We start from the raw sequence: 13,369 nt of genomic DNA on the forward strand, positions 1-13,369 counted from the left end.
TCAGCTCTCGCCGGTCTCCCGGTCGGTGCCGGCGCCGGCCTTCTTCGCCGTCTCGGTCTGCTCGGCGCCCGCGGTGCCCTCGGCGTCGCCGCCCTTGGGCGCGGAGGAGCGCACCGCGTGGCCACCGAACTGGTTGCGCATCGCGGCGACCGCTTTCATGGTCGGGGAGTCGTCCTGCTGGGAGACGAACCGCGCGTAGAGCGCGGTGGTGATCGCCGGAGTGGCGACCCCGTGCTCGATGCCCGCCTCGACGGTCCACCGTCCCTCACCCGAGTCAGCCGCGTAGCCGGCGATCTTGCTGAGGCCGGGGTCCTCGTCCAGCGCGTTGACCATCAGGTCCAGCAGCCAGGACCGGATGACCGTGCCCTCGCGCCACGACCGGAAGACCTCGGTGACGTTGTCGGTGAGCTCGGCCCTCTCGAGCAGCTCCCAGCCCTCGGCGTAGGCCTGCATGATGGCGTACTCGATGCCGTTGTGGACCATCTTGGAGAAGTGGCCGGCGCCGACCTTGCCGGCGTGCACGGACCCGAAGTCGCCCTCGGGGCGGAGCGCGTCGAACGCCGGCTGCACCTTGGCGATGTCGTCGGCGTCGCCGCCGTACATCAGGGCGTAGCCGTTCTCCAGGCCCCACACGCCGCCGGAGACGCCGCAGTCGACGTAGCCGATCTTCTTCTCCGCGAGCAGCTCGGCGTTGGCGATGTCGTCGGTCCAGCGCGAGTTGCCGCCGTCGACGACGACGTCACCCTCGCCGAGGAGCTCGGAGAGCTCCGCGACGGTCGCCCGCGTCGGCTCGCCCGCCGGGACCATCACCCAGACGACCTTCGGGCTCGGCAGCGCCTCGACGAGCGCGGTCAGCGAGTCGACGTCGCTGACGTCGGGGTTGCGGTCGTAGCCGACGACGGTGAGTCCTGCGCGGCGCATGCGCTCACGCATGTTGCCGCCCATCTTGCCCAGGCCGATGAGTCCGATGTCCATGTCACGAGACTAGCCGTGCACGAGGAACGAGTGCACGGCGTGTCGAGGGAGATCGAGTGGCCCCGCGACCGAGGAACGAGGTCGCGCCAGGGCGTATCGAGACCCACCTGGGTCCGGGTCTCGACACGCCGCTCGTCCCTCGCAGCTGCTTGACCACCCGGAACTGGCTCGTCCGTCGCGGCCGCTCGACCGTCTACGAGAGCAGGCGGCGCGGCATCAGCAGGTAGCGGAACGAGCTCGTGTCGTCGTCCGCGTCGGTGCCGGAGATGACCACGGGCTTGGTCGCCTGGGTGAACGCGAGGTCCACGAACTCGCCGTCGATGGCGGTCAGGCCGTCGAGGAGGAACTGCGGGTTGAAGCCGGTGGTGAGGTCGTCGCCGTTGATGTCGGCGTCGACCGCCTCGGTCGCCATCGCCTCGTCACCGGAGCCGGCGTCGAGCACGATCTGGTCGTCGCCGAACTTCATCTGCACGGCGGTGTTGCGCTCGGCGACGAGGGCGACGCGCTTGACGGTCTCGATGAGCTCGGCCTTGTTGACCTTGGCGACGGTGAGGTGCTCGGCGGGGAACAGCGAGCGGACCTTGGGGAACTCGCCGTCGAGGAGGCGGGTGGTGGTGCGTCGTACGCCCCCCAGCCCGGTGCCCTCGAAACCGATCAGGCCCTCGCCCGCACCGCTCGAGCTCAGCGCGATCGTGACCTCGGCGCCGGAGGTGAGCGACTTGGCGGTGTCGCCGAGGACCTTCGCCGGCACCAGCGCGGCGACGGACTCGTCGGGGGACTGCGGGTTCCAGGTGAGCTCGCGGTGCGAGAGCCGGAAGCGGTCGGTGGCGAGCAGCGCCATGGTGGACCCGTCGATCTCGATGCGCACACCCGTGAGCACGGGGAGCATGTCGTCGCGACCCGCGGCGGTGACGGCCTGGGCGACCGCGTGCGCGAAGTCGGCGCTCGAGACGGTGCCCGTGGCGGACGGCATCTCGGGCAGCGTCGGGTAGTCGGCGACCGGCATGGTCTGCAGGCTGAAGCGGGCCGAGCCGCAGGTGAGCGAGACGCGCGGCCCGTCGAGGGTGAGCTCGACCGGCTTGGCGGGGAGGCTGCGGCAGATGTCGGCGAGGAGTCGACCGCTGACCAGGGCCTTGCCCTCGTCGTTGACCTCGGCGGTCAGCGTCGCGCGGGCGGAGGTCTCGTAGTCGAACGTCGAGAGGACCAGCCCGGCGTCGCTCGCCTCGATCAGCAGACCGGCCAGGACCGGGGAGCTGGGGCGGACGGGCAGGCTGCGAGCCGCCCACGCGACGGCGTCGGCGAAGACGTCGCGGTCGACGCGGAACTTCACAAGGGTCTCCTTGACGAGAGAGCTGGCACGGCGGGCGCGATGCACGATCGCATGACACGGCTGGGGGCACTGCGGGGGCCACGCGCACGCGCGTGGGAAGTGCATCCTGCCACGCGTGGTCCGGCGGGCGGCAGGGTTCTCCCCAGAGGGGGAGCGGTTCGGTGTTGGTGAGAGATGGGATCAGTGGTGAGGTTCATAGTCGTCGTAGGGTCCGTGGAAACTGTGGACAACTGACGTTCGTGCAGGTCAGCGTGCGCGACGGCTGTGCACGACGGGTGTGTACGAGCGACGGACCAGTCGCGCGTGGGTGTGGAGGCGGCGGCTCCTCGTGTGGTTCGTCCCGAGGTGTCCACAGGGCTTGGGGATGACCGGGCGGACCGAACCACACGTTCTCCACACGTCAGGGCGTGGGGACGAGCAGGTCCTCGGCGCTGGTGGTGCCCGACGGCATGGGCGACGAAACCGGCCTCAGACCTGGCGGGCCTGCATCTTTACCCGGTTGGTGAGCTCGCTGACCTGGTTGAAGACCGCGCGCCGCTCGGCGAGGAGCTGACGGATCTTGCGGTCGGCGTACATGACCGTCGTGTGGTCGCGGCCGCCGAACTCGCGCCCGATCTGCGGCAGCGACATCGAGGTGAGCTCGCGGCAGAGGTACATGCCGATCTGCCGGGCCATCACCAGGTGCCGGCCACGCGAGGGGCCGGTGAGGTCCTCGAGCGAGACGCCGAAGTACGCGGCGGTCTGGGCGATGATCAGGGCGTGCGTGATCTCGGGCTCGCCGCCATCGGGGATCAGGTCCTTGAGCACGATCTCGGCCAGGGTCATGTCGACCTCCTGGCGGTTGAGGTTGGCGAACGCCGTGACCCGGATCAACGCACCCTCGAGCTCGCGGATGTTGGTCTGGATCTTCGAGGCGATGAACTCGAGCACGTCCGGCGGGGCGGTCAGCCGGTCCATCGCCGCCTTCTTGCGCAGGATCGCGATGCGGGTCTCGAGGTCCGGCGGCTGCACGTCGGTGATGAGGCCCCATTCGAACCGGTTGCGCAGCCGGTCCTCCAGCGCCTCGAGCCGCTTGGGCGCGCGATCGGAGGTCAGGACGATCTGCTTGTTCGCGTTGTGGAGGGTGTTGAACGTGTGGAAGAACTCCTCCTGCGTCTGGGTCTTCCCCTCGAGGAACTGGATGTCGTCGATCAGCAGCACGTCCACGTCGCGGTAGCGGCGCTTGAACCGGTCCTGCCGGTCGTCGCGGATCGCGTTGATGAACTCGTTGGTGAACTCCTCGCTGGAGACGTAGCGCACCTTGGCGTTGCTGTAGAGGCTGCGGACGTAGTGCCCGATGGCGTGCAGGAGGTGGGTCTTGCCGAGGCCGGACTCGCCGTAGACGAGGAGCGGGTTGTACGCCTTCCCCGGTGCCTCGGCGACGGCGACCGCGGCCGCGTGGGGGAAGCGGTTGGACGAGCCGATGACGAAGGTCTCGAAGGTGTACTTTGGGTTCAGCCGGGTCTCCAGCGCCGACGGGCGGCGCTCGCCGGTGCCCGTCGGGGGCTCGGACGGTTCGGCGGGCACCGGGGGCGAGGAGTCGTACGGGGAGTCGTAGGACCGATCAATTGTCGACACGTCGACAGATCGATCTGTCGATTCATCGATGGGAGCGCGCTCGGCGTCCTCCAGTGCCGGGTTGACCGTGACGAGCATCCGGATCTCGCGTCCGAAGACCTCGCTGAGGGCGTCCTCGACGTGGTTGCGCAGCCGGCCCTCGAGCTGGTTGCGCGTGAAGTCGTTGGGCACGGCGATGATCGCGGTGTTCTCGTGCAGCGTCATCGGCACGCTCGGGCGCAACCAGGCGCGCTGGTTGGGCTGGAGGTCAGCGACGATCTGCAGCCACGCCGTCTGGAGATCTACCTGCTGGTCGTCCACCCGGACCGCCTTCGCTTCCACCGTTTGTGCGGATCACCCCGGAGGTCGTCCGGTCCGTGGTCCACAGAGTTGTCCACAAGCTGTGAGTTGCTCGTCCCGATCGTCGGAACCGGGCTCCCCGAGACGTCGAACCCCGGCGCCGCGCGCTCGTCGTCGCAGGTCAGGAGGGGTTTCGGTGGTCATGTGGCTGGGGTCGGCCGCGGGGGCCGACCGTGGCCGGCCGGTGATATCCACAGGCCGCGGAGATCTGGAACGTAACAACCGAGCGCCGCGTCGGGCAAGATGTCATCCACAGGGCGCCCCCGGGGGTGCCGCGCGGGTTTGACCCCCCGTTTGCCCTCCGCGTACCGTTGGCCGGTCACTCCGTGTCGACGGGTGCCGCATGTCCACGATCCGCCGCCTGGCGGCTGCGTGGGTGGGCGGTGCCGGCCGAACGCCTGATCACCAGGCCAAGCACTGACCTACGCGTGGAGTGGACATCCCTCGAGACCTTCGGAGAAATAGCCGTGAGCAAGCGTACGTACCAGCCGAACAACCGTCGCCGTCACAAGGTGCACGGCTTCCGCCTGCGCATGCGGACCCGTGCCGGCCGCGCGATCCTGTCGAGCCGCCGCCGCAAGGGCCGCAAGAGCCTGGCTGTCTGACGGCCCGGGCCCACGGCAACCGCCGTGCTCTCCGCTGTCCACCGCCTCACCGACGCTGACGGCTTCCGCCGAGCGGTCCGGAGCGGTCGGCGTGCCGGCTCAGCGACCCTGGTCGTCCACCTGTGGGTGGACACCGACGGCGCACCCGGCCCGGCGCAGGTGGGGTTCACGGTCAGCAAGGCCGTGGGCAACGCCGCCACACGCAACCGTGTGAAGAGACGACTCCGGCACCTGACCCGGGAACACCTCGCAGTTCTGGAGGGGCTCCCGGGTCGTGCTGCGCTCGTGGTCCGCGCGCTGCCCCCAGCGGCGGACGCGTCGTACGCCGCGCTCGGCGCGGACCTGGGTCGTACCTTGGCCAAGGTGAGCGCCGCATGAAGCACCTCCTCATCGGCCTCATCCGCGCCTGGCGGTTCGCCATCAGCCCGCTCTACGGCCAGGTGTGCCGCTACCACCCGAGCTGCTCGGCGTACGCCCTCGAGGCGGTCACCGAGCACGGATCGCTGCGCGGCACCTGGCTCGCCGCACGTCGCCTGACCCGCTGCCACCCCTGGGCGGCCGGCGGCTACGACCCCGTTCCCTCCCGCACCGCCACGGCTGCGGAGTCCACTGCAACTCGAGGAGCATGAGTGCTCGACTTCTTCGGAACCATCGGTGGCGCGATCATGACGCCGCTCTACTACGCGGTGTCGTTCGTGCTGGTGGGCTGGCACAAGCTCTTCTCGACGGTCCTCGACCCGGCGAGCGGCGCGGTGTGGATCCTGTCGATCATCGGCCTGACGGTGACGATCCGCGCGGCGTTGATCCCGCTCTTCGTGAAGCAGATCAAGTCCAGCCGCAACATGCAGCTCATCCAGCCCAAGGTGCGTGAGCTGCAGAAGAAGTACGGCCACGACCGGGAGAAGCTCGCCCAGGAGACGATGAAGCTGTACAAGGACACGGGCACCAACCCGTTCGCCTCGTGCCTGCCGATCCTCCTCCAGATGCCGATCTTCCTGGCGCTGTTCCGGATGCTCGACCAGGCGTCGAAGAAGGACAAGCCGCACGGCTTCCTCAACGAGACGCTCGCCAAGCAGTTCGGCGACTCCAAGCTGTTCGACACCATCCCGGTGTCGGGCACCTTCCTGCAGTCCGACGGCGTGGCGGGCGTGATGGTCCTCGCCGCCGTCCTCGTCGTGGCGATGACCGCGACCACGTTCCTGACGCAACGCCAGCTGATGAGCAAGAACATGCCGGCCGACGCCCTGTCCGGCCCGTACGCCCAGCAGCAGAAGATGCTGCTCTACGTCCTCCCCGTCGTGTTCGCCGTCGGTGGCATCGCCTTCCCGATCGGTGTGCTCGTCTACTGGACCGTGTCGAACGTGTGGACCATGGGCCAGCAGTTCTACGTCATCCGCAACAACCCGGCGCCCGGCACGCCTGCCGCGGCCGCCAAGGAGGAGCGCGACCGCGCGAAGGCCGAGCGCAAGGGCCTGAAGACGCCGGCGCAGCTCGAGGAGGAGCGGCTCGCCGCCGAGGCCGAGGCGAAGCGCGAGGAGCGTTCCCAGACCCGGCAGCAGCCGCAGCGACAGACCAAGGCCCAGCGCAACAAGAAGAAGCGCTGACCCAGACATCCCGTGACGGCGCCCCGCCGCCGTCGCACCTGATCGAGAAGCAGGAGACACACGTGAGTGAGCAGCTGACCGACGGCGAGGCCGTCGAGAGCACCGATGCCGCCGATGCCGGCGAGGCCGCAGATGGAACGTCGCGTCCTTCGAAGGTGCAGCGTCTCGAGAACGAGGGCGACATCGCCGCCGACTACCTCGAGGAGCTCCTCGACATCGCGGACCTCGACGGTGACCTGGACATGGACGTCGAGGGAGACCGCGCGAGCGTCCAGATCGGCGGCGCCGATCTGAGCCAGCTCGTCGGGCGCAACGGCGAGGTGCTGGAGGCGCTGCAGGAGCTCACCCGGCTCGCGGTCTACCGAGAGACCGGCGAGCGGTCACGGCTGATGCTGGACGTCGGTGGACACCGTGCCGAGCAGCGCACGCGCCTGGTCGCCCTCGCCGAGAAGTCCATCGCCGAGGTGAAGGAGTCGGGTGAGTCGGTCTCGCTCGAGCCGATGAGCGCGTTCGAGCGCAAGGTCGTCCACGACGCTGTCGCGGCTGCCGGCCTCACGTCCGAGTCCGAAGGTGCCGAGCCCAAGCGCCACGTGGTGATCCTGCCCGCGTGAGCGACGATGTTTCACGTGAGACACCCTCCGCGCCTCCCGAGGCACGGAGGGTGTTCGCGTCCGACCGGGTGGCCCTCGCAGAGCGCTACACGGAGCTGCTCGCGACCGAAGGGGTGCTGCGCGGCCTCATCGGTCCGCGGGAGGCACCGCGCCTGTGGGAGCGTCACGTCCTGAACTCGGCCGTGATCGAGGAGGCGATCCCGCACGGGTCGACCGTGTGCGACATCGGCACGGGAGCCGGGCTGCCGGGCATCGTGCTGGCGATCGCACGACAAGATCTGGCGGTCACGCTGGTCGAGCCGCTGCTGCGGCGTACGACCTTCCTCGCCGAGGTGGTCGAGGAGCTCGAGCTGGACCAGGTCACCGTCGTGCGCGGTCGGGCCGAGGACCTGCACGGTGACGCGACGTTCGACGTCGTAACGTCACGTGCCGTGGCGCCGCTCGGGCGGCTGCTCGGGTGGTCGATGCCGCTGGTGGCACCATCGGGGGCGCTCCTCGCGATGAAGGGTCAGTCGATCCACGAGGAGATCGCGGCCGCACGTGACGTCCTGGCGACCTGGCGTTGCGGGGAGCCCCAGGTGCTCGAGGTGGGTGCAGCGAAGATCGAACCGACGACGACGTTGGTGCGGGTCCCTTGGTCTGATCCGTCCCGGATAGGTTGGCCCCTTGTGCAGAGCGCCGGCAGGCGTGACGGGAAGAAGCGGCGCAGCGCGCGTCGAGATCGACGTGCGAGCACGCGAGAGGTGAGCTGACTTGACCGAACGTCCGCCCGCGAGAGAGGGATGGCGCGCCATGCCCGACACGCCGAACCCGTTTTCCACCGCTGCTGAGGGTGGGGCTGAGCGCAGTTCTCCACAGATCGATGGCATTCATCCACAGGTGGGTGATCGCGCGTCGGTTTCACGTGAAACGGAGACGACGGACGTTTCACGTGAAACACGGCCCGCATGGCAGCCCCGCACCGCAGGAGACATCGCGGCGCAGGACGCCGAGTTCGCGGACCACGCAACACCCCTCGCCCAGGCCGCCCAGCACTCCGTGCTCGCGCGAACGGGGGGGCTGCGGCGCCAGGGCGTCCCACGACCGGACGCCACCCGCGTCCTTGTCGTCGCCAACCAGAAGGGCGGGGTCGGCAAGACGACGTCGACGGTGAACGTCGCTGCCGGGTTGGCCCAGCTGGGCCAGAAGGTGCTCGTCATCGATCTCGATCCCCAGGGCAACGCCTCGACCGCCCTGGGCGCCGAGCACCACCGCGGCGTGCCCTCGACCTACGACATGGTCGTCGACGGTCGGCCTCTCGCGGAGGTGATGACCGAGTCCACCGACCTGCCGGGGTTGTGGGTGGTGCCGGCCACCATCGACCTGGCCGGCGCCGAGATCGAGCTCGTCAGCGTGGTCGCGCGCGAGCAGCGGCTGTCCCGTGCCATCGAGGCCCACCCGCTGGTCGGCGCGGCGGCCGACATCGGCGAGGACCGCTTCGACTACGTCTTCATCGACTGCCCACCGTCCCTCGGCCTCCTCACGCTCAACGCCCTGGTGGCGGGCCAGGAGATGTTCATCCCGATCCAGGCGGAGTACTACGCGCTCGAAGGTCTCGGCATGCTGCTCGATACGGTCGACATGGTGAAGCAGCACCTCAACCCGCAGCTCACCATCTCGACGATCCTGCTGACGATGTACGACGCGCGGACGCGGCTCGCGGCCGGTGTCGCGGACGAGGTGCGCGGCCACTTCGGCGACCAGGTGCTCAAGACCGCCGTCCCGCGCTCCGTCCGCGTCTCCGAGGCGCCGTCCTACGGCCAGACCGTGATGACCTACGATCCCGCATCGGCGGGAGCGCTGTCCTACCTCGAGGCAGCACGCGAGATCGCCAGCAAGGGAGCACCGTCCGCATGAATGCCGCCAACCCGCCCCGACGCGGCTTGGGCCGTGGCCTGGGATCCCTGATCCCCACTGCACCCAGCCAGGCGGCGCCGGCGCCGACCGACCAGCCGTCGTCCAGCGCTGGCGGGCCCGTCGTGTCCGCCGCGACGGTCGACCCGCCTGCACCGGCCACAGGCAGCGGGGTCGCCGGTGGATCGGTCGCCGGTGCGTACTTCGCCGAGCTCCCGATCCGCCAGGTCCGCCCGAACGCCCGGCAGCCGCGTCAGGTGTTCGAGGAGGAGGCCCTCGCAGAGCTGGTCCACTCGATCCGCGAGGTCGGTCTCCTCCAGCCGGTCGTCGTGCGCAGGACCGGCGAGGACGACTACGAGCTGATCATGGGCGAGCGCCGGTGGCGCGCGTCCCAGGTGGCCGGACGCGACACCATCCCCGCGATCGTGCGCGAGACCGACGACGACGACATGCTGCGCGACGCGCTCCTGGAGAACCTGCATCGCTCGCAGCTCAACCCGCTCGAGGAGGCAGCCGCGTACGGCCAGCTCCTCGAGGACTTCGGCTGCACGCACGAGGAGCTTGCACAACGCATCGGGCGCTCCCGGCCGCAGATCTCCAACACGCTGCGCCTGCTCAAGCTGTCGCCGGCGGTCCAGCGCAGGGTCGCTGCGGGCGTCCTGTCCGCGGGGCACGCTCGTGCACTGCTGTCCGTCGACGACGCCGGCCTGCAGGACCGGCTTGCTGCACGCGTCACGGCGGAGGGCATCTCGGTCCGCGGTCTCGAGGAGATCGTCTCGATGGGTGTCGAGGAGCCGGACGCCCCGCGCGTGCTGCGCAAGAAGCCGGTGGCGCCCGGGCTGACCGACCTGGCGGACCGGCTCTCCGACCGCCTGGAGACACGGGTCAAGGTCGACCTCGGCAAGGCCAAGGGCAAGATCACCGTCGAGTTCGCCAGCCTCGACGACCTGCGTCGCATCGTCGACATCATGGATCCCCGCAACCGGGACGACCGACCCATCTGAGGCGGCCGGACCGCCCGAGACCTCGGGGCGCCGGGGTTGTCAGGCTCTCGCTGACGTTGTCAGGCGTTGCAAAGGCCGACAACGTCAGTGATCCCCGGCCGACCGGGGATCACTCCGCAGCTAGATGTCGACAAAGCGACAGATAGACCTGTCGACAGGTCTACCTGTTGCTTTGTCGCTTGGCGCGCTTGGCAGCCCGCCGCTGGGCGCGCTCCCGCTTCTCCGCGGCGTCGAGCCGCTCCGCCTCCTCGAGCGTGGGCGCAGAGCCGCCCATCGAGGCCGGCACCCACCACGAGCCGGGAGGCTGCTCGGCGGCGGGGTAGTCGGCCACGACCTCCGCGAGCATGTCCGACATGCGGGCGTGGAGTCGTGCGGTGTCCCCGACCGGGTCGTCGCCCGACGGGTGGATCGGCTCGCCGACCTTGATCGAGATGGTCGTGCCCCGGGAGAAGTCGCGCGGGTGGTCCTTGGTCATCATCCGCTGCGTGCCCCACATGATGACGGGCACGACCGGCACGCCGGCGGCGGCAGCGATGCGTACGGCGCCGGTCTTGAACTCCTTGAGCTCCATGGCGCGGGAGATCGTGGCCTCGGGGAAGATGCCGACCGCCTCGCCCTGCCGGAGGTAGTCGACGGCGGTGTGGAAGCTGGCGACGCCCTCGCCGCGGTCGACCTCGATGTGATGCAGCGAGCGCATGAGCGGTCCGACGTAGCGGTGGTCGAAGAGCTCGCGCTTGGCCATGAACCGCACGAGACGGCCCGAGGGGTTCGCAGCGAGGCCGCCGTAGATGAAGTCGACGTAGCCGACGTGGTTGTAGGCCAGGAGCACACCGCCCTCGCGGGGCACGTGCTCCGTGCCGGACAGTCGGATGCGTTGGCCCAGGACCCGGAACGCCGCCTTGGCGGCCACGATGATCGGCGGGTAGGTCACATCACGCATGCCGAGGAGCCTAGGGTCCGGCGTCGGGGCGCCGCGACCCTTCGTGATCAGCGTCGCGTGGCGAGGAAGTCGGCGATCCGGCCGATGGCCTCCTCGAGCACGCTCGCCTCGGGCAGCGTGACGAGGCGGAAGTGGTCGGGCTCGGGCCAGTTGAAGCCCGTGCCGTGCGTGACGAGGATCTTCTTGGCGCGCAGCAGGTCCAGGACGAGCTCCTGGTCGTCCTCGATCGCGTAGACGTCGGGGTCCAGCCGAGGGAAGCAGTAGAGCGCACCGCGCGGCCTGACGTTCGAGACGCCCGGGATCTCGTTGAGCAGCCGGTGGGCGAGCATCGACTGCTCGTAGAAGCGGCCGCCGGGTCCGATGAGCTCCTCGATCGACTGGTAGCCGCCGAGGGCCGTCTGGATGGCGTGCTGCGCCGGGACGTTGGCGCACATGCGCATGTTGGCGATCAGGGTGAGGCCCTCGAGGAAGTCGGTGGCGATCTCCTTGGGCCCCGAGATCATCACCCAGCCCGCGCGGTAGCCACAGACCCGGTAGGCCTTGGAGAGGCCGGAGAACGTCAGGCACAGCACGTCGTTGCCGCCGTAGGTCGCCGCGTGGTGGTGCTCGGCGTCCTCGAACAGGATCTTCTCGTAGATCTCGTCGGCCATCACGACGAGCTCGTGGCGCCGCGCGATGTCGACCAGCGCCCTGACCGTCTCCTCGCTGTAGACCGCACCGGTCGGGTTGTTGGGGTTGATGAGGACGATCGCGTGCGTGTTCTCGGTGATCTTCGACTCGATGTCGGCGAGGTCGGGGTTCCAGTCGTCCGCCTCGTCGCAGCGGTAGTGCACGGGGATCCCGCCGGCCAGCGTCACGGCACCCGTCCACAGCGGGTAGTCCGGGGCCGGCACCAGGATCTCGTTGCCGTCGTCGACGAAGGCCTGGAGCACCATCGAGATCAGCTCGGAGACGCCGTTGCCGATGAAGATGTCCTCGACGCCGACCTCGCGCAGGCCACGCGACTGGTAGTAGTGCATGACCGCGGTCCGCGCCGACCAGATGCCCTGGCTGTCGGCGTACCCCTGCGACTGCGGCAGGTGGTGCATCATGTCGGCGAGGATCTGCTCGGGGGCCTCGAACCCGAACGGCGCGGTGTTGCCGATGTTGAGCTTCAGCACGCGGTGGCCCTCTGCCTCGAGCCGCTGCGCCTCGACCAGGATGGGCCCGCGCACGTCGTAGCGGACACCTTGCAGCTTCTTGCTCTGTCGGATCGGGCGCACGGGCTCATCCTCGCAGGCGGCCGAGCGGACTAGCATCGGACACGTGCCGCGCAAGACCACCCGCCTGACGGTCGACCACCTCGCAGAGCTGGCCGAGCCGGTGCGCGCGTGCCTGTTCTGGGAGCTTTCGCCGGTCGACCGGGCGCGCCTCGACGAGCAGGAGCGCATCGCCGAGAAGGAGCGGTGGGTCTCCACCGTGCTCCGCGACTGGGGCTCGTGCGGGCGCGTGGTGCGCGTCGACGGGCGTACGGTCGGGCACATCCTGTACGCCCCCGCGGCCCGGCTGCCGGGTGCGGCGGCGCTGCCGACGGCCCCCGGGTCCCCGGACGCGGTCATCGCGGCGACGGCGTGGATCGACCCGGCGCACCGGCGCGGCGGGCTCGGCCGCATCCTCGTCCAGGCGATGGCCGCCGACCTCGTCGAGCGCGGGCACACCGCCGTCGAGGCGTACGGCGACACCCGCGGTCGCGCGGACGGGTGCGTGCTGCCGGCGGAGTTCCTCGGCAGCGTGGGCTTCAAGACCCAGCGGGCGCACCCGACGACGCCGCGGATGCGGATGGAGCTGCGCACCGCGCTGAGCTGGAAGGACGAGGTCGAGCTCGCCCTGGAGCGGGTGTGGGGCGCCGTGCGCCCCACGCAGAAGGCGACCCGCCCGATCGGATCGGTGCGGGTCGCCTCTCACGACCAGCTGTGCGCGGTCTCGACCGCGCGTCGCATCAGATGATGCCGTCGAGCTCCTTGAGCAGCGCGGCCTTGGGCTTGGCGCCGACGATGGACTTCACGACCTCGCCGCCCTGGTAGACGTTGATGGTCGGGATGCCGGTCACGCGGTAGGACGAAGGGGTCACCGGGTTCTCGTCGACGTTCATCTTGAGGAACGTCAGCTTCTCGCCGTGCTCGGCGTTGAGCTCGTCGAGGATCGGGGCGACCTGGCGGCACGGGCCGCACCACTCGGCCCAGAAGTCCACGAGGACGGGCTTGTCGGACTTGAGGACCTGCGCCTCGAACTCGGCGTCGGTCACAGCGGCGATGTTGGCCACGGCACGTGCCCCTTTCGGTGGGATCAGTGGTCTCGGGCCGCCGGAGTCCGGTCTCCAGCGGGTGTGCCAAGTCAACACCACGCCCCCGACAGATGTTCCCGGCGCACAGCGCCGACATCACGGCCGGACGCGACGGGACCGCGAACCCC

The 13,369-nt window shown here is 69.7% G+C and carries 15 protein-coding genes; 9 read left to right on the forward strand and 6 right to left on the reverse strand.

Features of this window, described 5'->3' with window-relative positions:
• The 3 genes from gnd to dnaA form a co-directional block, all read right to left on the reverse strand.
• The gene (gene gnd / locus F4692_RS07265; protein ID WP_179618885.1) at positions 1-975 is read right to left on the reverse strand and encodes a phosphogluconate dehydrogenase (NAD(+)-dependent, decarboxylating); all 975 of its coding nucleotides are present in this window, start codon (positions 973-975) and stop codon (positions 1-3) included.
• A 193-nt stretch (positions 976-1,168) separates the two neighbouring features.
• Positions 1,169-2,305 (reverse strand): DNA polymerase III subunit beta, encoded by a 1,137-nt coding sequence (gene dnaN / locus F4692_RS07270; RefSeq protein WP_179618886.1) that lies wholly within the window; start codon positions 2,303-2,305, stop codon positions 1,169-1,171.
• 468 nt (positions 2,306-2,773) lie between these two features.
• Positions 2,774-4,222, reverse strand: a complete 1,449-nt coding sequence (dnaA, locus tag F4692_RS07275) for a chromosomal replication initiator protein DnaA (RefSeq protein WP_179618887.1) — start codon at positions 4,220-4,222, stop codon at positions 2,774-2,776.
• Between the two features lie 506 nt (positions 4,223-4,728).
• On the opposite strand from dnaA, the gene rpmH reads away from it, so the two are divergent.
• The 8 genes from rpmH (at position 4,729) to F4692_RS07315 (ending at position 9,978) form a co-directional block, all read left to right on the forward strand.
• A complete protein-coding gene (gene rpmH / locus F4692_RS07280; RefSeq protein WP_011758123.1) occupies positions 4,729-4,866 on the forward strand; it encodes a 50S ribosomal protein L34 in 138 nt (45 codons plus the stop codon).
• Between the two features lie 24 nt (positions 4,867-4,890).
• On the forward strand, positions 4,891-5,244 hold the full coding sequence (rnpA, locus tag F4692_RS07285) for a ribonuclease P protein component (protein WP_179618888.1): 354 nt from the start codon (positions 4,891-4,893) through the stop codon (positions 5,242-5,244).
• A complete protein-coding gene (gene yidD / locus F4692_RS07290; RefSeq protein WP_179618889.1) occupies positions 5,241-5,495 on the forward strand; it encodes a membrane protein insertion efficiency factor YidD in 255 nt (84 codons plus the stop codon). Before rnpA ends, yidD begins: the two co-directional genes overlap by 4 nt.
• A gap of 36 nt (positions 5,496-5,531) precedes the next feature.
• Positions 5,532-6,470, forward strand: a complete 939-nt coding sequence (gene yidC / locus F4692_RS07295) for a membrane protein insertase YidC (protein ID WP_218858349.1) — start codon at positions 5,532-5,534, stop codon at positions 6,468-6,470.
• Positions 6,471-6,532: 62 nt separating this feature from the next.
• Entirely contained in the window at positions 6,533-7,081 is a 549-nt protein-coding gene (locus F4692_RS21055) for a Jag family protein (RefSeq protein WP_179618891.1), read from the forward strand.
• A 50-nt stretch (positions 7,082-7,131) separates the two neighbouring features.
• Positions 7,132-7,833 (forward strand): 16S rRNA (guanine(527)-N(7))-methyltransferase RsmG, encoded by a 702-nt coding sequence (gene rsmG / locus F4692_RS07305; RefSeq protein WP_308645195.1) that lies wholly within the window; start codon positions 7,132-7,134, stop codon positions 7,831-7,833.
• A gap of 40 nt (positions 7,834-7,873) precedes the next feature.
• Positions 7,874-8,977 (forward strand): ParA family protein, encoded by a 1,104-nt coding sequence (locus F4692_RS07310; protein WP_179618893.1) that lies wholly within the window; start codon positions 7,874-7,876, stop codon positions 8,975-8,977.
• Positions 8,974-9,978 carry a ParB/RepB/Spo0J family partition protein gene (locus F4692_RS07315; protein WP_179618894.1) on the forward strand — a complete coding sequence of 335 codons (1,005 nt, stop codon included), beginning with the start codon at positions 8,974-8,976 and terminating at the stop codon, positions 9,976-9,978. Before F4692_RS07310 ends, F4692_RS07315 begins: the two co-directional genes overlap by 4 nt.
• A gap of 160 nt (positions 9,979-10,138) precedes the next feature.
• On the opposite strand, the gene F4692_RS07320 is transcribed toward F4692_RS07315, so the two are convergent.
• Both F4692_RS07320 and F4692_RS07325 read right to left on the reverse strand, forming a co-directional pair.
• Positions 10,139-10,918: a lysophospholipid acyltransferase family protein gene (locus F4692_RS07320; RefSeq protein WP_179618895.1), complete on the reverse strand. Its 780-nt coding sequence runs from the start codon at positions 10,916-10,918 to the stop codon at positions 10,139-10,141.
• Between the two features lie 47 nt (positions 10,919-10,965).
• The gene (locus F4692_RS07325) at positions 10,966-12,180 is read right to left on the reverse strand and encodes a pyridoxal phosphate-dependent aminotransferase (RefSeq protein WP_179618896.1); all 1,215 of its coding nucleotides are present in this window, start codon (positions 12,178-12,180) and stop codon (positions 10,966-10,968) included.
• A gap of 43 nt (positions 12,181-12,223) precedes the next feature.
• Here F4692_RS07325 and F4692_RS07330 point away from each other — a divergent pair, with 43 nt between their 5' ends.
• The gene (locus tag F4692_RS07330; protein ID WP_179618897.1) at positions 12,224-12,904 is read left to right on the forward strand and encodes a GNAT family N-acetyltransferase; all 681 of its coding nucleotides are present in this window, start codon (positions 12,224-12,226) and stop codon (positions 12,902-12,904) included.
• Here the strand turns inward: F4692_RS07330 and trxA are convergent.
• Positions 12,897-13,220 (reverse strand): thioredoxin, encoded by a 324-nt coding sequence (gene trxA, locus F4692_RS07335; RefSeq protein ID WP_299930264.1) that lies wholly within the window; start codon positions 13,218-13,220, stop codon positions 12,897-12,899. The genes F4692_RS07330 and trxA overlap by 8 nt on opposite strands.
• Positions 13,221-13,369: the final 149 nt, after the last annotated feature.

The organism is Nocardioides cavernae (assembly GCF_013410035.1).
GTDB classification, from domain to species: domain Bacteria; phylum Actinomycetota; class Actinomycetes; order Propionibacteriales; family Nocardioidaceae; genus Nocardioides; species Nocardioides cavernae_A.

What these genes read in the sequence shown, in the direction of transcription:
- gnd (WP_179618885.1), bottom strand. Translation starts at nt 975, where the DNA reads ATGGACATCGGACTCATCGGCCTGGGCAAGATGGGCGGCAACATGCGT.
- yidD (WP_179618889.1), top strand. Translation starts at nt 5,241, where the DNA reads ATGAAGCACCTCCTCATCGGCCTCATCCGCGCCTGGCGGTTCGCCATC.
- yidC (WP_218858349.1), top strand. Translation starts at nt 5,532, where the DNA reads ATGACGCCGCTCTACTACGCGGTGTCGTTCGTGCTGGTGGGCTGGCAC.
- F4692_RS07310 (WP_179618893.1), top strand. Translation starts at nt 7,874, where the DNA reads ATGCCCGACACGCCGAACCCGTTTTCCACCGCTGCTGAGGGTGGGGCT.
- F4692_RS07315 (WP_179618894.1), top strand. Translation starts at nt 8,974, where the DNA reads ATGAATGCCGCCAACCCGCCCCGACGCGGCTTGGGCCGTGGCCTGGGA.
- F4692_RS07320 (WP_179618895.1), bottom strand. Translation starts at nt 10,918, where the DNA reads ATGCGTGATGTGACCTACCCGCCGATCATCGTGGCCGCCAAGGCGGCG.